13 protein-coding genes and 1 pseudogene are annotated in these 21,854 nt (G+C 59.8%); 3 read left to right on the top strand and 11 right to left on the bottom strand.

Going from position 1 to position 21,854, the window contains the following annotated elements:
* The first annotated feature begins 61 nt into the window (after positions 1–61).
* Positions 62–2,488: a TonB-dependent receptor gene (locus KJA79_RS21760; RefSeq protein ID WP_213044210.1), complete on the top strand. Its 2,427-nt coding sequence runs from the start codon at positions 62–64 to the stop codon at positions 2,486–2,488.
* Positions 2,489–2,815: 327 nt separating this feature from the next.
* Entirely contained in the window at positions 2,816–3,283 is a 468-nt protein-coding gene (locus tag KJA79_RS21755; RefSeq protein ID WP_213044209.1) for an energy transducer TonB family protein, read from the top strand.
* A 218-nt stretch (positions 3,284–3,501) separates the two neighbouring features.
* Here KJA79_RS21755 and KJA79_RS21750 read toward each other — a convergent pair whose 3' ends face one another.
* From KJA79_RS21750 to KJA79_RS23230, 4 genes and pseudogenes are all read right to left on the bottom strand, one after another.
* Positions 3,502–3,966 carry a hypothetical protein gene (locus KJA79_RS21750; RefSeq protein WP_213044208.1) on the bottom strand — a complete coding sequence of 155 codons (465 nt, stop codon included), beginning with the start codon at positions 3,964–3,966 and terminating at the stop codon, positions 3,502–3,504.
* Between the two features lie 251 nt (positions 3,967–4,217).
* Positions 4,218–5,852 carry an efflux transporter outer membrane subunit gene (locus KJA79_RS21745; protein WP_213044207.1) on the bottom strand — a complete coding sequence of 545 codons (1,635 nt, stop codon included), beginning with the start codon at positions 5,850–5,852 and terminating at the stop codon, positions 4,218–4,220.
* Positions 5,853–5,902: 50 nt separating this feature from the next.
* The gene (locus KJA79_RS21740; protein ID WP_213044206.1) at positions 5,903–7,141 is read right to left on the bottom strand and encodes an efflux RND transporter periplasmic adaptor subunit; all 1,239 of its coding nucleotides are present in this window, start codon (positions 7,139–7,141) and stop codon (positions 5,903–5,905) included.
* Positions 7,138–10,318, bottom strand: a pseudogene (locus tag KJA79_RS23230) (efflux RND transporter permease subunit). The gene KJA79_RS21740 and the pseudogene KJA79_RS23230 overlap by 4 nt, the downstream one beginning before the upstream one ends.
* A gap of 429 nt (positions 10,319–10,747) precedes the next feature.
* Here KJA79_RS23230 and modA point away from each other — a divergent pair.
* Positions 10,748–11,554 (top strand): molybdate ABC transporter substrate-binding protein, encoded by an 807-nt coding sequence (modA, locus tag KJA79_RS21725; RefSeq protein WP_213044203.1) that lies wholly within the window; start codon positions 10,748–10,750, stop codon positions 11,552–11,554.
* A gap of 274 nt (positions 11,555–11,828) precedes the next feature.
* On the opposite strand, the gene KJA79_RS21720 is transcribed toward modA, so the two are convergent.
* From KJA79_RS21720 to KJA79_RS21690, 7 genes are all read right to left on the bottom strand, one after another.
* Positions 11,829–12,818, bottom strand: coding sequence for an L-threonylcarbamoyladenylate synthase (locus KJA79_RS21720; RefSeq protein WP_281412716.1), 990 nt, complete (start codon positions 12,816–12,818; stop codon positions 11,829–11,831).
* 231 nt (positions 12,819–13,049) lie between these two features.
* Positions 13,050–14,762: an IPT/TIG domain-containing protein gene (locus tag KJA79_RS21715; RefSeq protein WP_213044201.1), complete on the bottom strand. Its 1,713-nt coding sequence runs from the start codon at positions 14,760–14,762 to the stop codon at positions 13,050–13,052.
* A gap of 790 nt (positions 14,763–15,552) precedes the next feature.
* Positions 15,553–16,929, bottom strand: coding sequence for an ammonia-forming cytochrome c nitrite reductase subunit c552 (locus KJA79_RS21710; protein ID WP_213044200.1), 1,377 nt, complete (start codon positions 16,927–16,929; stop codon positions 15,553–15,555).
* Between the two features lie 14 nt (positions 16,930–16,943).
* Positions 16,944–17,411: a cytochrome c nitrite reductase small subunit gene (nrfH, locus tag KJA79_RS21705; RefSeq protein WP_213044199.1), complete on the bottom strand. Its 468-nt coding sequence runs from the start codon at positions 17,409–17,411 to the stop codon at positions 16,944–16,946.
* Between the two features lie 228 nt (positions 17,412–17,639).
* The gene (locus KJA79_RS21700; protein ID WP_213044198.1) at positions 17,640–20,042 is read right to left on the bottom strand and encodes a hypothetical protein; all 2,403 of its coding nucleotides are present in this window, start codon (positions 20,040–20,042) and stop codon (positions 17,640–17,642) included.
* Positions 20,039–20,398, bottom strand: coding sequence for a hypothetical protein (locus KJA79_RS21695; RefSeq protein ID WP_213044197.1), 360 nt, complete (start codon positions 20,396–20,398; stop codon positions 20,039–20,041). Before KJA79_RS21695 ends, KJA79_RS21700 begins: the two co-directional genes overlap by 4 nt.
* A 106-nt stretch (positions 20,399–20,504) precedes the next feature.
* The gene (locus tag KJA79_RS21690) at positions 20,505–21,494 is read right to left on the bottom strand and encodes an alkaline phosphatase family protein (protein WP_213044196.1); all 990 of its coding nucleotides are present in this window, start codon (positions 21,492–21,494) and stop codon (positions 20,505–20,507) included.
* Positions 21,495–21,854: the final 360 nt, after the last annotated feature.

The following is a 21,854-nucleotide window of genomic DNA, read 5'->3' as shown; positions in this document are numbered from 1 at the left end:
GTCCCGGCCACGGCTTTGTGCCGGGCTGTGACCCGTGCGGAATTATGTGGGGGAGGTGTGCATGTTGTCGTCGGTCAGAGTCGTCTCTTATCTGTGTCTTGGACTGTTGTTGTCGGCCTTTGCTTTGAGTGGTGATCCGGCCTTCGCGCAGGATCCTGCGCGAACGATAACCGGGACGGTGCAAAATCAGGATCTCCGGCGGGTACCGCAGGCTTCGGTAGAAGTGAAGGATCAGGAAGGGACGGTCGTGGGCACGGCGGTCGCGAACGACGCCGGAGAATTCTCCGTCGAGCTGCCGTCCGAGGGAACCTATTCGGTGAGCGCGGTCCAGGATACCTACCGCAGCGAATATGCCATCGTGAAGGTCGGGGCCGAGGCTCCGGTTCCGCTGTCCCTCACGCTCTCGAAAACCAAGGAAATCGCACTCGAGGTCGTCTCCCCTCTGGCGCCCATTCAATACAAGGCCTCGAGCGAAACCTACGCTCTTAGCCGAAAGGAGATCGAGGCCCTGCCGCGCGGGAATAACAATGAGCTCCACGATGTGTTGCTGACGATTCCGAGCGCGGTCTACGGGTCGCTCAAGCAGGTGCACATTCGCCAGGACCATGCGAATCTTCAATTGCGAATCGACGGTGTGCCGATTCCGGACACTGTCTCCTCCACCTTTTCAGATGTAATCAGTCCCAGGGCCTGGGAGCGGGCGGACATCATCCTGGGCGGCATGGAGGCGCAATACGGAAACAAGACGGCGGCCGTGTTGGACATCACGACGAAGAGCGGCACGAAACCGTCCTTCGGGTCGGTGCAGATGATGGGCGGCTCGAACAAGACCATCAACCCGTCCTTCGAATACGGCGGCACCATTGGCGAGAAGTTTCGATTTTATATCCTGAACAGCCACACGGCGACGAACCGGGGCATCGAGCCGCCGACGTTGGGCCGAACCGTCTATCATGGGCAGAGTGAACGCAATCAAACGTTCATCCGGGGCGACTATCAACACGACAATAAAAACAACTTCACCTGGTTGTTCCTCAACTCCGTCGCCAAGTATCAGATCCCTACGGCGCCAGGCGGCGAACTGGATCCGAGCGGACAGATGTTGCCGCTCTTGCAGGGCAGTCGGCCCGGGTTCTCGCCAGTCGCCTCGCAGGCGATCGACGAGTTTCAGAAGGAAAACAACCAATACGGCCACATGGTCTGGCGGCATGACGTGAATGCCAATAACTTCTTCAGCCTGTCTGGCTACATGCGGCATACGCGCGCCACGTTCAAAACCGATCCGCTCAATCTGCTGGCCTATACGGCTGATCCGGCCGAGCCGTTTTCTGCCGCCGATCAGGATCGTAATGCCTATTCGACCGGGCTTCGCTTCGACTACACCTACGTGCACAGCAAGCAACACCTCATCAAAGCCGGATTCCAACTTGACCGCACTCAGTCGGTCAACAAGACCCGGCTCTTCACGTTTCTAGACGACGGGGCGGGGAATCCCACCGGGGACCTGCTGAGCCTCAATGCCGACAACCGGCAGATCGGCTATCGGCAAGAGTTCTGGATTCAGGATCAGTGGAGCCCCAACGACCAGTGGACCTTCAACCTCGGACTGCGCGGCGACATCGTGCAGTATCAGCGCAATGAAGGTCAGGTCAGCCCGCGCATCGGCGTGAGCTACAAGTACAATCCGTCGAACGTGTTCCACGTGTTTTACGGCCGCATGTTCACGCCGCCGAATCTGGAGGCGATCTCGTTTGCAAAACTCAATACGCTCGGGACCAGGGCGCAGCCGGAAGATCTGACCAACAATACGGTACGAGCCGAACGCGCGCACTACTTCGAGGTCGGGAGTTACCATGCATTGAACCGGTACGCCACGCTGCAGTTCACCGGGTGGTACAAGCTCAGTAATTTTCTCTCCGATGCGGGACAATTCGGCACCACGCCGCTGCTCAATTATTTTGCGTTCGAGCGCGGCTGGCAGCGCGGCATCGACGGGGCCTTGAAACTGCAGCTGACCGAGAATCTCACGGCGCGGGGCAACGTGGCCTGGGGGCAGTGTAAGGGCTACGGGTTGCAGTCCGGGCATTTCCTGCTGGAGGCCAAAGAAATTGCCGACATCAATTCGCAGGGCGGGGTGTTCTGCGATCACATGCAGACCCTCACGAGTTCGGCGATCGTGAGTTACCGGTTGCTGGAACGAACGACCTTTACGGGGCAGATGTTATTTGCCTCAGGGTTACGCACATCGGAGAACGAAGATGCCAAGACGAATTCCACCCACAGCCCGTCCTACACCATCTACAATCTCTCGATTGCACATGTGTTTCCGTTGCCATGGGAAGGGCAGAAGTTTCTGCTCGGCTTTGATATCGTGAATCTCCTGGATCAGCGGTACTACATCAATCAGGGGGAAGGGAGTATTGGGCTGGGTGTGTCGCACGCGGGGATGCCACGGTCGTTCTTCTTCCGGGGCCAGTGGTTCTTTTGATCGGATGCTGAAACGGGTCACCAGCATCGTTCTCGGCTCCGCAACATCCTCAACGTAGCGCAAGGCTACGCTTCCGGTGTTGCGGTCGCCTGCGGCCTTGCTGGATGACCCGTTTGAGCATCCGATTCCGACAGAGAAATATGTACCAGCGGCGTTCTCAGTCACTCGTCTCCCTGCGACGTACCGCAAGGGTACGCCTCAGTTGCCGAGTTCCCTGCGGCCTTGCTGGACAATCTTGTTGGGCATCTGCTTCGGACTGTGGGAAAATGCAGCCTTGCTGGAAGGCCAGTTTGAGCTTCATCACTTTGCAATAATTGGGACGACGATATGGCGAACATCTTCGAGTCAGTAGATCGCATCACCAGAGGAATAGTCGCGAGCTGCGTTTTGGGCTTGTGTCCGTCGGCGGTTGCGGCTCATGCGGCGACGGGCGATGAGGCGACGCATGAGGCGGATCATGCGCTGGATGCGGACATCATTGAGCTGCCGGAAGTCCATGTGCATGGACTTCCGCTGAACAAGGATCAGCAGGTGGGGCCGGTACCGAAAGCAACGCCTTGGCCTGCCATTCCCTCCTCGCTGGACGGCAAGCCGCTGGATGACTGGATGAAGGCCCGTCTGCTCGTCTCGAAAGATGCCCAGGTGACGGTGGTGGTGTTGGAGCCGGCGAAACATCGCGAGCTCACCGTCGCCGGCATCATTGCCTTGAACAAATGGACGTTTCTGCCGCAACTCAAAGGCGACGACCCTGTCGACGGCGAACTCACCGTGCGGATTCACTTTCGGTCTCAGTAGGTCCGTGAAGATCCAGCGGCACACGCGACGCCTGCCGCTCGACGAGGTCCTCCTCTCCACCTTGATACGGATCGAGAACAAGACGGACTGCCGGGAATAGGGTGCCTTTTTCACAGGAGGCGTGACACCAAGTCCCCCGATCCCACGCATCGAGACGTGGGACCGGATGCTGTCCGAACTCATTCGCTGCCAGGCTTGGCTGGTATGAACAGAGCCGCTCAGAACGCGAGGGCGGCCCGCTCGTCCTGGTCCTTGATCGCCGCCGAAAAACGCTTCATGCGCTCGACCAATGCCTTCTCTTCCGGGTCCAGCTTGTCTTCGCTCTTCAGGGGGAGGAGTACCGCGTAAGGAACCGATTTGACCACGGCGGAAAAGATCTTATGTGCTGCGTCGGCGCTAATCCCGCCTTCCCTTGTCTCCAGCATTTCGAGAAAACGATTCATGCCCTTTCGCTTCCCGTTGTACTCCCCCTTCACGGCTGCTTCACTGACCACTTCCAATTGCTGAAAGTAAGGGGCGAAGTTCCCACTCGTGGACAGGTTTTTCTGTTCCATCACCATCAACGCGATTTTGTCGATCCACGGCGGTGCGATCCAGGCGTTCGCGTCGACGGGGCCGAGAGAAACGGCCATCCATGCCGGAATGGTCAGCAAGAACGCCAGCTGTCGGAAGAATCGTGCCATGATGGACTCCTTTCAGTTGAAGGTGGGCAGTGGTCGGCCGGTGTGGCGAAGTCTCCCTCAACGGGAGGCAACATGGGTGCCAGTTGCCGGTCGGCTCGGAACCGATGGAAATGTCGAGGGTGCATAGGACGCACGCGCAAGGGGTGAGCGGTCGCGCACAGGACGCGCAGTGCGAAACGACCAGTTGATTCCTGGAACGCCTCGCTGGAGATCGGCCAGCGATGGCAGTTCCCTGTACGAATCAGGGGCTGCTACGGGCGAGGCCGTAAGGGCACCGGCCGTGTGGTCAAATCGTTATGGACCCAGTTATTGTCGGCATTCACATCGATGCCGCGAACCGACGGCGGTTTATCGAGATGAGTGTATTGGAAGGTTCCGAACGGCTGAATCTCTTCGTCGTTCGGTAATTGACGGCGGTTCCACCCCCCGCCGAGCGCGCGTAAAAGCCCGACCGTGGACCGCAACAGTTCGGCCTTGATTTGCACGGAATCGATGCGTGCCGTGAGCGTTTGCACCTGCGCGTAAATGAGCTCGAGGCTGGAGGCCAGGCCTCCCTGATACAGTTCCATGGTCAGGTTTTGCGCTTTCAGGTTTGCTCCGACCGCTGCATCTTGGCGATTCGCCGCCATCGTGAGCTGGTTGCTCAGGCTCAGGTTGTTTTCGACTTCTCGAAATGCGTTAAGCACCGTCGAGCGGTATCGGTCTTCTGTCTCGCGATAGGCCGACCAGGTTCGCTGTAATTGCGCGCGACGATACCCGCCCTGAAAGACAGGCAGGGCCACGGTTGCGCCATAAGACCACATCGCGGCGGTCAGTTTGGCGATATCGAAGCCGGCACCCAGGATTCCTCCATCGGCAGAGAGGCGGACGTCGGGGAAGAAGGCGGCGCGCGCGATTCCGATGGCGCGGTTGGCTTCCGCCATCCGCCGCTCCATTCCAGCGATGTCAGGTCGCCGCTCCAGCAGGGTGGAGGGGAGGCTGCGTGGAATCGTGAAACGTGCCACGCGCAGATCGTCGATCGGGTCGATCGTGAAACCGGCCGGCGCCACGTTGAGCAGAATGGCGATGGCCTGTTCGGTCACCTGGCGCTGCCCTTGGATCTGGGCATATTTGGTCTCGGTGCTGAATAGGAGGGATTCCACGCGGGCCACGTCCAGCGCCGAGGCGATCGCACCGGCAAACTGGGCGTTCACGAGTTTGAGCGAACTGCGGTAGAGGTCGATGGATTGCTTGTAAATCGCGCTCTGAGCATCGAACCCGCGCAGCGTAAAGTAATTTGCCGCAACCTCCGCTTGGAGGCTGAGGCGCGCGAGGCCCCAGTCCGCCGCTCGCTCTTCGGCGCGATAGATTTCGATGCGTGTGGCGTTACGAATCGCCGACCAAAAGTCCGGTTCCCAAGACGCAAGTCCGGCACCGGCTTCGACCGTCCCCCCGACCGGAAGATCCCCCGGGACTCTGAGCGGATCGACATGGTTCTGACTATCTCCGAGTTTCCCGCCGAGGCCGATCTGTGGAATCCGTCGCGAGCGGACTTGCATCATCACATCCCTGGCCTGAACGAAGCGCTCGGCGGCCGCTTGAAGATCCGGATTGGCCGCCATGGCCTGTTCGATCAGGTTGTTCAGTACCGGGTCGTCGTAGAGCTTCCACCAATCCGGGCGCAACTCGGCGTCCGATGGTGCGGCCTCCACAAAGGGGGTCTCTCCATGCCATGAGGCCGGGACCACATACTGGGGCGGCTGATAGGGCGGCGACAGGTCGACGTGCGGCAGCCAATCCGTGCCGCAAGCCGTAACCTGGATGCATACCAGAACCAGACCGAACCAGCGCATGAGGTCGGTTCTGCCTGCTGCATTTCGTCGTGCTTGCAACCGGAGATCGATCATGTTGAAGCGGCTCCGAAGAGGTTTACCTGAAGGGCGACTCAAGCCGCCGACTAGTGTATCGCTGAACTCGGTGGTTGCCGGGCCTGATTTTCGGGAAACCGGTCGTTTTGCGCTGATTCGGGATCGGTGAGCAAGTCATAGCCGGGGGCCGGCGTCACGACGCGCACCTGGTCGCCTTCAAGCAACGCGGCGCTGGGATTGTTCACGAGGCGGTCCTGTGCGGACAGGCCCCCCGCAACCTCGACGGCATTGTCCATCAGTCGGCTGACCGTGATCGGTTGGAAATGGACACGGTTCTCTGCCGTCAGGGTAGCCACTTGCGTGCCGTGTTCCTGGAAGACTAGCGCGGTGGACGGAATCGTGAATGCCTGACGATCGACCGGCGCAGTGAGGTGGACCTCGGCGTAGGAGCCTGGCCAGAGCGCCCGGTCCTCGTTATCGATGGTGAAGACGGTCACCGCCGTCCTCGTGCTGATGTCGAAGCCTTTGGCCACGGTCAGGAATTTCGCGGTGAAGTGACGATTGGCCAATTGCGGCACGGTCACGTCGGCCGTCAAGCCTTGTTGCAGGAATGGCCCGAACGCTTCCGGCACGTTGACAAAAAGACGGAGGACATGGACGTCGGCCACCGTGAACAGGTTGGTTTTTGCATTGGGCGTGCTCAGATTCCCTTCCTTGCTGACCAGGTCGCCGACATTGATGTTGCGCTGCGTCACCACGCCGTCGAAAGGTGCGACGATCGTTTTGAAGCGGATGAAGGCCTCCATGTTCCTGACCTTTTGCTCCGCGGCCTTGACCTTTGCCGCTTCGGCCTTCAGCTCCTGTTCCTTGACCGTGATCGATTGTTCGGAGACCGCATGATTCGGGCGGAGCGCCGCCCAGCGTTGTGCGGTCACCTCGGCTAGCTTATATCTCGCGCGCTCCGTCTCCAGATCCGCCTTGGCCTGTGCATATTCGGCATCGAGGTCCGGCGCGTTGATTTCGGCGAGGATATCGCCTGCCTTGACCTGATCGCCGTAGTCCCTGTACCACATCTTGACGTACCCGGTGACGCGCGCATACATCGGCGCTTCGTACCAGCCCACGACGTTGCCGGGAAGGACAATGGTCTCGGTGGGCGCGATCGGTTTGGGATGGACGGCCGCGACCGTCGGCACGGCGTCTTCCAGCGTTCTCGCACGCAGTTGAGCGGCGTCGCTTTTATTCTCATAGACGCGATAGCCGACGTAGAGGACGAACAGCACGACCATCCACAGCACGACGCCTTTTTCGCGGAGCCACTGCATCATGACACGTGTCCCTCTTGCCGGGTCATTCGCCGGCTATAGACCATCGCGTAGACACAGGGGACGAACAACAGCGTGAAGACGGTGGCCATCAGCAGGCCGCCGATCACGGCGCGGCCTAAGGGGGCATTCTGTGAATATCCCGTCGCCATGGGGACCATTCCGATGATCATGGCCGACGCTGTCATGAGCACCGGACGGAAGCGGGTGGTTCCGGCCTCGATCGCCGCCTGCAGCGCATTGCCATGTTCCTGGAGCCGCTCGCGCGCATAGGATACGACGAGGATCGAATTGGCGGTTCCCGTGCCCATCGTCATGATCGCGCCTGTCAGCGCCGGTTCCGACAGACGGGTGTGGGTCAGGAAGAGGGCCCAGGCGATCCCCGCGAGTGCGCCCGGCAACGCCGTGATGATGATGAAGGGGTCGAGCCAGGACTGAAAGTTGACGACGATCAACAGGTAGACCAACACGATCGCGGCGAGCAGTCCGAAGATGAGTTCGGCATAGGCCTCATACATGAGCGAAGCCTGGCCGTGGATTTCGAGTTTCGCGCTGTGAGGTAGTTCGGCCTCCATGCTTTTGGCCACCCGCTCGACGTCTGTGAGCACACTCCCCAGGTCTCGCCCTTCCGCAGACACGTAGATATCGAACAACGGCATGATGTTGCCGTGCGTGATCACCCCCGGTGTGCCCTCCGCCGTCAGGTCGGCCAAATTGCCGAGCAATTGCACATCATGATCGGTTCCCGCGCTGCCTGCAGAATCGACCGGGATCGTCTTCAGGCTGTTGACGCTGTTGATCTGCGGCTGCGGCGTATAGACGTTGATCAGGTAGGACATGCCGGTACTGGGATCGAGCCAATAGATCTGATCGACCTGCTGGCTCCCGGCCGTGGTCATCAGGAGATTGTCGGCGATGTCCTTTTCGGTCCTGTTGACTCCAAGTCCGAACGTGCGATTGCCTTCGACCATGAGGGTGGGGGTTCGCATCGTCTGTTGAATCACCACGTCCGCCGCCCCTGGAATCGTGCGAAACTTCTCCGCCAGTTTCCGGGCGAACTCGTAGTTGGGAAACATATCCGGGCCGTTGACCTGGACGTCGATCGGCGCCGGCGCGCCGAAGTTCAGAATCTTCGCGGTCAGGTCAGACGGCTGAAAGGTGAACTCGGTGCCCGGGTATCGCTCCTTCAAGCCCTTGCGGAGGATACGTCGATAGTCCCACACCGGGGATTTTTCATCTCTCAAGAGGATCGTCAAGTCGCAATCCTGGGAGCCGATTGTCGGTGTAGGAATGAACGCGAGGTTGTGCGGCCCGACCGGCAACCCGCAATTGCTCACGATGTTTTCGACCTGACCGGGGAGCAATGCTTCGACGCTGTTCGAGACGAGTGTGGCAATGCGCCCTGAGACCTCGATGCGCGTCCCGAGCGGCGCCCGCATATGCATCTGAAGAACCCCCGACCGGATCTCGGGAAAATAGTCGCGCCCCAGGAAGAAAAAAAGCGACAGGGAGGCCAGTGCGATCGCAAGCGAGACAGAGACGAAGACGCGCCGACGGGCGATGGTCTGTTCGAGGAGCATGCCGTAGCGGTCGCGGAGCCGATTGAAACCCCGCTCGAAGGCCTCTTGGAACCGGACAAAGCCGTTGCGGGAGGGCGTGAAGCCGGATGGTCCCTGTTCGTTATGCGGTTGGGACATGGTGGCCTTTCATCATGTATTTCGCCATGGTCGGCACCAATGTGCGCGAGAGGATGAACGAGGCCAGCATTGCAATGATGATCGCCTCCGCCATAGGCTTGAACAGGTACCCGGCGACGCCTCCGAGCTTGAACAATGGAAACCACACGATCGCGATGCACAGGGTGGCGACGAGGGTCGGGACGACGATCTGATTCGCGGCGTCGATGATGGCCTGTTCCAGCGGTTTATCCATGTCGAGATGGCGGTCGATATTTTCGATCATCACCGTGGCGTCGTCGACCAGAATGCCTACGGCCAGCGCGAGTCCGCCCAAGGTCATGACGTTGATCGTTTCCCCCAGCATATGCAGGCCCATGATCGCGGTCAGGATCGACAGCGGGATCGAGGTCCAGACGATGACCGTGGCTCGCCACGAGCCGAGGAGCAACAGCACGATCACACCGACCAGCGCGCCGGCGGTCGCCATTTCATGCAGAACATCGGAAATCGAATCCTTCACGAAGGTCGATGCGTCGTCGAGGAGTCTGATGCGCACGCCTTCAGGAGAGATTTGCTGGGCGCGAGGGATCATCCTTTTGATGCCGTCGACGACATCCAGCGTCGAAGCTTCCGTGCTTTTCATAGCGACGATGATGACCGTTTGTTTGCCTTTCACGAGCACAGCGTTCTGTTGCACCCGGCCCATGAGTTTCACGGTGGCGACATCGCGCAGGTAGACGAACGCGTTGCCTTCCCGCTTGACCGGGATGTCGCCGAAGTGATCGATTTGCATCGGTGATGCGTTTGTCTGCACGATCCAGTCGGTGGATTTGATCTTAATGTCGCCGGCGGGGAGCACCAGGTATTGTTTCATGAGGCTCTCGTGAATGTCGGCCGGGGTCAGGTGACGCGCGAGCAGCTTTTGCTGGTCGAGATTGACCATCACCTGCATATCCTGCCCCCCGTAGGGGTGCGGAAGCACAATCCCCGGCACGGTCACGAGCAACGGACGGATTCGCATGTAGGCAAGGTTATAGAGCTCGGCCGGCGTGAGGTGTTCGGAGCTGATCTCCAGCATAGCCACGGGGATTGAGGACGGGGCAAGACGCATGACCATGGGCGGGGAAATATCGGGCGGCAGCGCTTTGACCACATTTTGGGCGATGCCCACGATATCCGCTTCGGCCCGTCCGACGTCGACTCCGTCTTGAAGCGAAATATTGGTAATGCTGCTGCCGAAATAGGAGTGGCTATGAATGTACTTGATCCCTTCCACTGTCGAGGTGAGGAACCGTTCGAAGAGATACGTGATGCGGCCCTCCACCTGTTGGGGCAACAGACCGGAATAGATCCACACCACGGAGGTGACGGGAATCGTAATATTCGGGAAAACGTCGGTCGGCATGTGGAGCACCGTGAGGCCTCCCAGCAGGACGATGAGGATGGACATCACGACGAAGGTATAGGGTCTGCGGAGTGCGATGAGGACGATGGCGTTCATGTCGCAAACCTCTGATGGCGATGGCTATGCTCATCGCTGAGTCGCTCCTGATCGAGTCAGCAGTTGAGTCTGCCGGGTCACATCTGCTCACTCCTCTTCCGCCTATTCAAAGGAGCATGAATGGTGCCGAGCCCTGGGCGGCGTCATCCTGCAACCTGGCAGCGCCGTCACCGGAGTGGAGGGCATGGATCTGAGAGTTGTTTCTTACAACCGTGCGAGAGAGCACCGAGCGGATGGTGCGAAAGTTCACGATTTCATTCCAGGCTTCGTCCAGAAGTGAGGCGGGTCTGTCGCGATGATTATTCAACAGTCGCTGGTCGAGGCCGCACAACCTACGGGTCAGGAACGACAGGCCGACTCTGTGGTGCCGATTTTGCAGTCGCAGCTGTGAGAAGCGCCGAGCCTCGGTTCACAGAAGGAGAGGATATTATGGCCGGACTACCCCTGGTAATGCTGGTGACGGCGGTGTTCAACCTGATCGTTGGGATGGGGGCGATCAAGAGTACTGCCCAAGCCGAGTCCCTGGCGATCGCGGCGACCCCGAGCCTCAAATCGGCATTCCGAGAAATCGTCCCCATGTTCGAGAGCGAGTACGGGGTGAACGTGCATGTCGAGTATGGGCCCTCGCAGATCCTGCGTCGACAGATCGAGCAGGGGGCGCCGGTCGATGTGTTTTTTCCCGGAGCGGTGGATGAGCTTGAGATCCTGCATCGCAAGGGATTGACGCTCAGCGGCGTGCCACGTGTCTATGCACAAACCTCCCTGGTGTTGGTCATGTCTTTCTCTTCACGGGCGCTCGCCGTCTCATTGCACGATGAGCATGCGGATCGCACGACTCGACTCGTTCTCGGTGATCCGCAGACGTCGGCCTTGGGCACGATCACAAGTCGGGCGCTGACGATGCTCGATCCGGGATTCAAGCAGCGCTTCAAGACGATCTATGCCCGGCAAAGCGACGAGGTGATGAACGCGGTGCAAGATGGGGGGGCCGATGTGGGGATTGTGTTTCGGGTCGACGCCATCGGAAACGGCCACGTGCGGATCATCGACGAGACGCCGGCGGGCGCGCGCATCACCGTCCGATTCGGAGAGGCGGTCGTCTGGACCTGCCGCGATGAGTCACGCGCCGCTGCTGAGCAGTTTTCCGATTTCTTCACGAGTCCCCGGATTCAAAAGCTCTTGCTCAAATATGGATTCGAACCGGTGGCACCATTCAAATCAGGGGCTGTCCGGTGACGTCTCACCCAGAAAGACGGCCACGCAGAATAGGGGCTTCGGCGGTCTTCGAGGAAAGAAGTGGGCTCACGAGGTAGTCGAGGTTAAGCGAAACGCAGCAAACCGCCCTCCGCGTTCTTGGGCTCGGGGGACCCTGGGGGGCTCTAACCGCAGAGTACGTTTTCATGTCCTCAAGAGCGTTGAGCGATTGTCGTGTCACCCCCAAAGGTTAAAGGCTCACCCGCTCATCAGTGGGATTCTTGTCTCGTGGCCATGCCGTGGCGGTGCCACAGCCTCAGGTGAGGGGCTCCGCGCAGCGTCTGAGGCGATCCATGATCGCCATTCCAAGGCCTCGTTCGTCACAAGGCTCGGCATAGAGGCGATCGAATCCCTGCGCGTCCAGCCGCCGCAGCGCCGCAAATAAATGTTGTGCCGCTTCGCGAAGATCGCCGGATGGGGAGAGCACCTCGATCGCGCAGTATCTCTGCTCCCCGTGGCGTGGCGCCGTCATGGCCAGCAATCCTGCCCGTTCACCGAGAGGCCTCACGGATCGGACTGTATGCCCCGTCAGGATGGTCAGAGGTGTGTGTGTGGCATAGTGACGAGCGAGCCGTCCAGGCACGGCCATCGTCAGGCTTTCGCGGGCTCGCACGACCGGGCCGACGACCTTGCTGATCTCCTCGAGCGTGATGCTGCCCGGTCGAAGGAGTTCGGGCCGGCTTCCGATCATCGACGCGATGGTGGATTCCACACCAAGCTGGCAGGGGCCCCCATCGAGGATCAGATCAACTCGCTCACCGAGCCCATCCGCCACATGTTGTGCGCATGTCGGACTGACGTAGCCGAAAGGGTTGGCGCTCGGCGCGGCGATCGGGACGGCTGCTTCCCGGATCAACTCTTGCGCCACAGGATGAGACGGCATCCGAACGGCGATGGTGGGAAGCCCTGCCGTGACGAGATCGGGGACTCGCGCGCGCTTCGGCAGGAGCAGAGTCAACGGACCAGGCCAAAACCGCTCCATCAATCGGTGGTCGCTGAGGCTGATTGTCTGTGTCAGGCCGTCGAGAGCCGCCTTCTCCGCTACGTGCACGATGAGGGGATCAAACGAGGGCCGTTGCTTGGCCTCGAAGACACGCGCCACAGCCTCGGGATTCAGCGCGTCACACCCGAGCCCATACACCGTTTCGGTCGGGAAGGCGACAAGGCCACCCTTCCGGATCACCTCTGCGGCCAGCGTTATCGACTCCTTCCTTGCTGCGGGGATTATCCTCCCTGTCCGAATCATCGTCGTCTTGGTATGTCACGTTCGCTTCGAAGGGAAGGCCGAGGTGCCCGTCGCCGCACATCAGCCCCACGAGCCACGGCATCATTCGCAATCCAGATGGCTTGGTCACAACCTCGATGCATGCCTTGGGATGACGAGTAGCCAGAGCACCGATGCTCCCGGAGAGTCAACAGATCTGCGAGGCGTTCGAGCCCGTGTGCTGACTCGCACTGGCTGACGTCTCTTTCGTCTTCAATCAGGTCTGTTGTGCTTCCAATAATCCCTGTCCGGCAGACCTCTGGCCTCAATGGTGAACTGCCCGGCTTCCACGCTCAACCATTGTGTTTGAGTACAGCAGGTGTCGTTCGGGAGGATGTCCCAGGAACCGCGCCGGATGACAAGCGGTCCGGTCGCGAGATTGTCAAAAAACTCGCCCTTCTTTCCGACGCCATAGAGATTGCGATGGGGTACCCGTACGACGATTTCGGTGTCGCCCCAGGACTCAACCAGCGCGGCGATCCCGTTGAACAACACTTCCGTGCGCGACACATTCGACACCACTGCATCGGCTTCCGCTTCATTGAGGGTCACATCTCCGCGCTTATACACTTTTTGATTGATCCCCAGATGCGTGTGTTCCGCGGTCTTCAGGAACGAACCAAACCCCCGGCCTTTGATGGTGACCACCTCATCTAAGCCGGCCGACGTCGGTTGATACGACTCGATCACCGGCGTCACAAGTGAAAACTCTCCCGCCTCCGTCGCCACGCTACCCTGTTCAAGACAGCAGGACCCGTCGGGATTCGGCTTGTTCCCATTTCGATACACCACGACTTTCCCGCTCTTTGCGCTGAAGGGCACCCAGGCATCAATCCGATCGTCGTGCCAGCGGTAGATCACGGCCGGCACGCCACCGATCTCGACCCGGTTCTCGCCTGTATTGAAATCCATGAAGTTGTATGGAGTCGCGCCGTTCTCCGAGTAGAACCCGAAATGCTCGCCGTTGATGCGAAGCAACGTGCCGATTGGTGCGCTGGCCGGAGCGATGTTCGTGACCCTGGGAGCATGAACGGTGAAGTGGGCCACCGTCCGCTCGCGTCCCCGGCTCTTGATCGTCACGGGGCCAGACTTCGCGCCCAGGGGCACATGGACGACAATCACATCATCTTTCCATTGGGCGATTGTGGCCGGCTGCCCTGCGATGAGCACAGCGTCGTTCGTCCGCCTGTCGGCGCCAAACCCCTGCCCGAATAGCACCACCTTCGTCCCAACCGGCCCGCTCAGAGGATCGACGCGGACAGTCGGGATCAACGAGAGTGAAACCGCATTGCTGAACACGTATTCGGCTGGTCTGCAGCAGGACCCGTCCGGGAGCGGATCGGAAGAGGCTAATCGAACGACGACATCACCGGAGACGGCGTTTGATGGGATCTCGACTTCAATACGGTCGTGGGTCCATTGCTGCGGGCGCACTACGCCGCCGCCGATCATCACATCATTCACTCCAAACATGGTATTCGGATCGCGCCCGCCCGCGGTCTCGCCGAAGTGTTCACCGAGAATCGTCAGGATGGCGCCGTGTTCAGCCTCTCTCGGGCTGACGGAGGAGATATGCGGCGTGACTACGGTGAAGGTCCCGGCAGAGAGCTTCTTTTTGCCGACGAGCATTTCGATCGGACCAGTTGTCGCTGTGAATGGCACCTTCACCTCGACCAGATCAGATTCCCAGCGCTGAATCAGCGCCGGCACTCCGGCGAAGGTGACTCTATTGAACGTCGCGGACTTGAATGAGCCCAGCCCCTTTCCCCGCAAGACGACCGTCGCGCCGGGAGGGGCATGATCGGGTTTGGGTATGATCTGTTGCGCGAATACATCAAGGTCCGGTAGGAAGCCGGCAAATCCAAGCGTGATGCACATAGCCATCAGGCCCCACGATCTGCGGGGGAGACTCATTGATCGACTCATAGGAACTCCTCGGTAGTGGTACGTGTTGTAACTCATCTTTTCCCATTTCAAGCCAGCACACGTTGTTGCTCCGGTGGTCAACTATCCGCAACCCCCCGGTGATGTGAACAGATCGATAAGCCCGGACGCCCGTTTTGCGTTGGCATTGCGCGGGAGCTCCGAAACTGACGAGTCGTCCGTTGGACGAGTTCGCATGATGCAGGCGGTTTCAAGTTCGCCAAGAAAGTCTGCGACCTCCTTATTGGAAGAGAAGGACAAGGCCCAGTATGGGGGAAGCTTTTTCAACTCGGTGTCCGGCATATACACCTCGTTCACGTATGCCGCAGCCTAGTAGACCGCTTTGCCCTCGCCCGCCACGTTGCCGACAGTCGCTGTTAGTACCCCCGTCCTGCCCCCTGCGTGGTCGTTGGTCGTAATCTTCTCCACGCTTAGCGTGATGGATGGGGTATCGACCAGGAAATTCTCCCTTATCGCAGAAGGCAGCGCACCATGTAGTCAATTGACGGTTGATGCGGTCCTCGCGGTCCCGAGTGTCCGGTCACACCGGGAGGCCATCGTTTCCCGAAAGGGCCACTCGTCTGGTTTGCCAGACCAGGCTTTCGTTTTCGCCCTAGGTATCCGAGTCCGGAATCGACGCAAGCCACTGCGTCAATCCTGTGAGCGATTCTGTTGACTCTCCATACATGATCCCTTTCACAACCGAACGCATGTCGCCGTCCGGTTCATGGTGACTGACGGACCGCCATACCGAAGGTCCGGGGGACTCTGTCCCTCAATGCAAATGTGGGAGCTAGGGCCCTTTCCGTTCCCGAAGCGCGAGTTGTCCCTGACGGGCTAGGTCGATCGACATCCCCAACACGCGGGCCGCTTCCTGCGGCGCGTGGAAGCCGGTGGAGTTTTCCGCCTCGACGAAATCCAACAGGAATTGGGCTTGGCGCTGAAATGCCTGCGCGGCGGAGACGTCGGCGCCTGTCTCTCCGCGTTGGCGCGCTCCCTTGAGGTCGCTGATCAAGGCTACCACTGCGTCCATGGCTCGATTTCTCAGCTCGAACGTCCGGTGCTGGACGGTCTCGACCCGCGTTTTGAGTTCAGCCTCCGGCCATTTGTGGCACGTTTGACAGGCGCGGTTGATGTTGAGGAGCGGGCTACGCACGTGGTGATCGCTGACCTTCATCGCGCCTTCACGCTTGTACGGCATATGGCAGTCGGCGCAGGACACACCCGAGCGTGCGTGAATCCCCTGGCTCCACAGTTCGAATTCCGGATGCTGAGCCTTGAGCGTCGGCGCGCCAGTGTCGGCGTGGGTCCAGTCCTTGAACTGGGTTTCTTCGTAGTGCTTGAGCATCTCATCGGCGCGCAGACCGTTTGCCCAGGGAAACGTCAACCGCTTCTCTGGCCCCTTAAAGTAATACTCCACATGGCACTGGCCGCAGACAAACGCGCGCATCTCTTGGCGGGTAGCCATAGTATTGGGGTCGTAGTTCTTGATGCCGTCGCGAGCCTTGAGCGCTCGTAGCCCTTCGATAAAGGCCGGTCTGGTGATGCGAAGCTGCATGCTGTCCGGCGCATGGCAGTCGAGGCAGGTCACTGGATGAGCAACAAGCTTTCTCGCCTCGCCGTACGGCATCTGGTTCATCTTGTCGAACCCCTTCATCAAATCGCCTTCTCCGAGCGCCATCATCGGCGCATAGGCGGAGGCATGACATTGGAGGCAGGTGCCCGGCTGCGGCACGATAGCCTGTCGTCCGGTATAGGCCTGATCCTCCAACATGAAGGCATGGCCGCGCTCCTCGCGAAAATCATGGGCGAACGCATAGCCGGACCACAGGGTTTTTAGTCGCGGGTCTTCTTCGATCTTCGACTGGGCAACCACCGAGCGGGGATCGGCCTCGGTGGGGGTTCGGGGCACCGCTTCGCTGCCGCCGAAGCGCGTGCGCACTTGATCGACAGTCCGACGGTACGCGTCGAATTGAAACGGAAAGTTCTTGCCCCACTCTCCCGGGTCTTCGGTCCGATCGGTTAATTCGACGACGCGGACGAATATCTTCTGAGCCTCCTGCTGGCGTTGGAAAATGTTCACTAGGAGCGCGGCCATGGCAAAGACGACCCCTGCCACAGCTAGTACAAGCAATACAAGCTTCGGCGATATTCGGTCCTTCTTATTCATAGCCACACTCCTCTTTACTGGTGCCCGACATTCCGATGACAGCGGACACAGGACAGCTGTCCCGCTCGCTCATCGGACACTTGGATGGCCTGCACAATTTCCGCGTGACACTTCAGGCAGGCCTGATCGGCGATGGCCCGCATGTGCGGCTTGATCTGAATCTCGTCCGGAAAGCGTCCCGTGGTAAAAGCCACGGCATGTAGGAGCCCGTTAAATGCTTTCGATGTATATTTAGGTAACAGCCCCTCCGGCGTGTGACAATCGTTACAGACCGCGACCATCCGATGACTCGATTTGACCCACCCGTCATACTGTGGATTCATCACGTGACAGTTGACACAGGCCTTGGGATCATCGGTGAGGTACGACGCGCCTCGGGCGTATACGAAGGTGTACAGTCCGATCCCCACGACACAACCAAGCGCGGCGGCGAGGAACCCTCCGGCGGCCCCCGACGAAGTCTGTTGAGAGAAACGAGTCATGCGGCCACCGTACGTCCCCATTCCGAAACATGTTCTTCCGCAACACCGGCGCGGATGCTGACCTGTCAGGCCGGGTCAGCGTGTCCCTTGATGCCGTCGAGTCCTTACCCATCGACCCGGAGCATGGCGAGGTCCTCGGAGTGCTTATCGGTGTCGCACAAGATATAGACATCTTGGTCTTGGAGGGCGTGAAGATGTTGCAGGGGATCCTCCCGTCACATGCCGTATTCAATACGCTGCGGGACGCGACAATGGCCGATTGGAAACCAGGTCCAACACATGCAGGCTGTCAAAGTTTGCGGCGGTCCGCCCGTATGTGACCAGTCCGACCAACCCATCCTCCGGAAGCAGCGCATCGTCGACGGCCGCGACTTGTGCGCCGTCGACAAACACGCCTAGCCGTCCGCGATCAAGATGAATGAAGTTGATCCGCTGGACGCGCAAGCTGTGCCAGGGGCGCTGAGTCAGCTTAACGGTAGTTTGCCCCAAAATCGTCGCGCGGCCCTCAAGCACGCGCCTCGTGGTCAACAGGCCGGTTGAGGCATTGAGCGTGACGGCATAAAAATTCCGGTTGTCGCGGGCGGCCAACGCGATTCCGGCCTCTCCGCCGCCGTTCGCCGACAGATCCTGAATCTGCACGACGATGTCCGGGTAGGTGGTACGGACCCGGTCTGCCAGCAGCAGATGCGCGCACTCGCCTGTCTCGCAAGGGCGATCCTGAACGACCACTTTGCCTCGCGTGGGGGACTGATCGTCGGAAATGACCCGCCAGCCGGATGGCTCCGCTCCAGGGGTGCTCACGGTCACGAATCCCACAGGCAGCGCATTGGGCGCATCCTGGTCGAAGTTCCACTGCCAGACGATATCTTGCGGCGGTGGTTCGGCATGGATTTCCACGTTGCTCACGTCCGATGCGCGGACCGTCCTGGGTAACGTGACCTGGCCGCCGGCCGGCACTAGGGCCTTCACGACATCGTTCCCGATGAGGTAAGGCCAGACGCCTGCCGCTCCGGAGATACGATCATGCCACGTTTTCGCGATGTGCAATTGCTCCTGCAGATGCGCTGGTTCGCGAGGCACACGCAAGGCTTCAACCAGAACCAGCGCATAGGCGGCCATGAGCTTGTCGACGGGTTCCTTCACCTCCTGGATGGCTTGCTCCGCTTCCTGCCGGGCTTGCTCCAGCCAGGGATGTTCATAGCGTCGTTCCCAGGACAACCATTGAATCCGGTCCCAGGCGACATCGGACAGGAGCCGGCCGCGTAACGGGTCTCCCGGGGCGGTGCCCATCAGGAGGCCCTCATGCACCGCGAGCGCGGCCCTTGGATCGTTGTTCCATCGATAGAGGACGCCGAGCTGCCGGTGCTCTTCATGAGCTGTCTGTCCACCGGCCGTCACCCGTTCAAAGGATTCAATCGCCTGATAAAAGGCCTCCGCCGCTGCTGAGTGCCCCATAGCGACGTCGGTGAGTTCCTGCCGCCAGGTCTGAGCCTGAAGATTCCAGTACAGTTCGGCCAATCTCGCCGCCACTGCCTCACCTGACACCGAGATTCCACTCTTGAGCAGCCCCTCTCGGAGAAAGGTCTGGAGCCGATCGTAAGCAATGAGCCTGTGCAGGGCAGGATCGGCTTGATCGATCAGCGTGAGTCGGGTCAGCAGGCTCGTTCGCTCCGGAGAACTCGACATCTGCTTTGCGCGGACCAGCGCGGCGACAAAGGCTTGGTTCGCGTCCTTTCTGTCCCACCAGCGGACGGAACCCAGGACCAATCCGCCTGCTCCCAAACGATTCTTCACCGCATCATTGTGTCGTCCGCCGGGATCGGCTGTCTGCGGAAGACGCCCGTAATGAATGCCGACCTGAACCGGCGCACCGGGAAGGGCCTCGTTTACGACGGCGTGATCGATTGGATAGCCCAGCGTTCGTAACCCTGAAACCACCACAAAACGGACCGTCACTTCCCGGACAGGCCCGTACCGCCGCAAAACGCTGCTGGCCCACCAGATCTCTCCCGGGCGAAGCGCGAGAGGAGCCGTCAAAGGATCCACGTAGGTTACCCGAACCGTGACGGTCTGGCCGGAAACCTTTACTGGTTCGAGTCCGGTGAGATTCCGGAGGGCGAATGGCCTGACGGGCGAGACGTCCAGGACCTCGAGCCCTGGCCCCGGTCCCACGTCTGTACCCAGTACTGCAGGAGAAATCAGCACGGCCGGCATATAGTCCTTCCAGTACTCTGCATGGCGGTGGGTTTCGGACAGCAAGCCGAAACCGACGCCGCGCCCCACTGCCTCGAATATGCCGGTTTCCGGCTGATCCTGGACCAGTTCACGATGGACCTTCAGCGTGTCGTCCCAGCAGGCCCTATCGGTTTGTTCGGATACGCCTCGTGCCCGCCTGAGCGTCAAGCAACCCAGGTCGAGGGCAGCCCATTCCTCCACTCGGCCACCGGCCAGCGCCGCGCCATATTGCAACACAATGCGACTCGCGCGCTCGATCCCAGCCGTAGCCGGTTTGGGCACGGCGGCAGCAGAGGAGTCGTGAGCCATTGTCGGCCCGGCCAGGGCGAGCAGCACCAATATTCCCTTCGTGAGACGATTGTACGTTCCCATAGTGCCTCTCTGTTCGTTCTTCATGGAGCGACGGGATAGTCCGGCTCTCCACCATGCGGATAGGTCCGTTTGCATTTGACGACTAAGGTTCGTGTGCCTCGTCCTTCCACGCATTGATTGAGCGATCGCGCATACTGCAGCGTGCCTTCCGCCGTGATCTCAAAGGGAAAGTCGAAGGTGAAGCTGACGAACTTGTACGTCCCTGGCTTTAATTGCACATCGCGCGATTCAGATGTCCGATACGCATCGGACGTTTCCGGATCGTAGGTCCATATTGAAGGCGTTACTCCCGGTACCTGCCACCAGCTCGGAGACACCAACGACGTCGCATCAATGGTGATGGAATAGAGCTTCGCCTGCATTTCGCGTGGCTCTGCCATCGCAACAGAGCCTGGCCACGGGATCCAAGCGACAAAGCCGCAGACGAGGATTGCGCGCCGGAGTTGCGAAGTGACACGCGGTCTGTGCTGGGAAAAGATCATGGCTTCACCGTTCCTTTGTCGAAATAGCCGAGATGGGGCCGGTGTCGCGAAAGATCTCTTCTACTGCGCGACTCTCCCACTCGGTATGTGTCGTCAGCCGAAACGCTCGCAGTACCGTTGCACCGGTATCCACAATGGAAACCGGTTGCTGGATCATGTGGCCTGCTTTGATCCCAACTCCGGAGGCGATCCAGGGGACAAGCGATGAGGCCGCTGTGGAAGGTCCCTGTGCCGTGCCTGTACCGCTTAATGCCGTGACAAAGACCGTCGTGCTTTTCAGGAGGCCATGCTCTCGATACATCTCCAGCACGGCCCCTATGGCGTGGTCCACCGTACGCAACGCTGTGCGATAGTTGTTCGAATCCCAGCCCTGGATCGACGCGGCGCGCGCCCCCTCCGGCAAGTGCACGATCAAAAAGTGCGGCAAGGATAGAATGGCGTGGCCGTATCCATGGCCGCTTGATGCCTTGCGAAGGTATTGCCTGATATAGGACACGAGCCGCTCCGGACTGCACTCCGGCCTCAGAGGTCCGCATAGCTGATAATCCGTATAGGGTTCGGGTTTCGCCAGCTGATACAACGATTCGTCCATGAAGAAGATGGCGCTGTCCCGCCCGCCACTGAGGTCGAGATAATCGAAGACGGTCGGAGGCCTGGGATACCCTCGGCTGAACTCAAACGCGTCCCATGTGATGCCGTGTTTCTCTACCGGCAGCCCCGTGAACAAAGAAGCCATCGCCGGTAGCCGGAGCCGAGGCGTGACGGTTGTGGCCGACCACGTGACCGATCCAGTTTTTACAAGGCGATCCAACACCGGCATCGGCCCCGCTTTGAGTGCCTGCCGGTCGATTCCTTCCAACACAAACAGAATTACATGTTCTGGAACTGTCTGTTCGGACGATGGCGAGCTTGTCTCCGAAACGGCATGAGCCATTTGCGATGGGACGGACAGGCCAGTCAGAAGCAGGACCATGACCATAGACGACATTTTCATGAGTCACACAGCCTCTCCAGTTGTTTGCTGAGCACACTGCAAGTAAAGTTCCACGCCTGCGGGGCAGGACTCCGAATGCGGAGCACGGGCTAACTCGGCACAGCGGCTCATGAATCTGCAATGCATCGCTCATCCAGATGGCGGAGCGATAGAGGTCCTCTTGTTTGCCGTCAATGGCACCGTGTGTATATGCACAGAGCGCACACCGATCGTGCAGACCCGCACCACGTACTGATTCGGGCGGCGTCTGATTTGTCGAGTGAATCGGTTGGTTCGTTTGTCTCGCGTAGGTCAGGATTGCCCTTCCAGGCAATCATTTCAGGCGTGAACAGGTGAAGCGGTCTTGGATGACTAAATGGG

Source organism: Nitrospira defluvii (assembly GCF_905220995.1).
Taxonomy (GTDB): Bacteria; Nitrospirota; Nitrospiria; order Nitrospirales; family Nitrospiraceae; genus Nitrospira_A; species Nitrospira_A defluvii_C.
The sequence above is the reverse complement of the archived record's forward strand: the minus strand, read 5'-3'. Positions and strand labels throughout refer to the sequence as shown.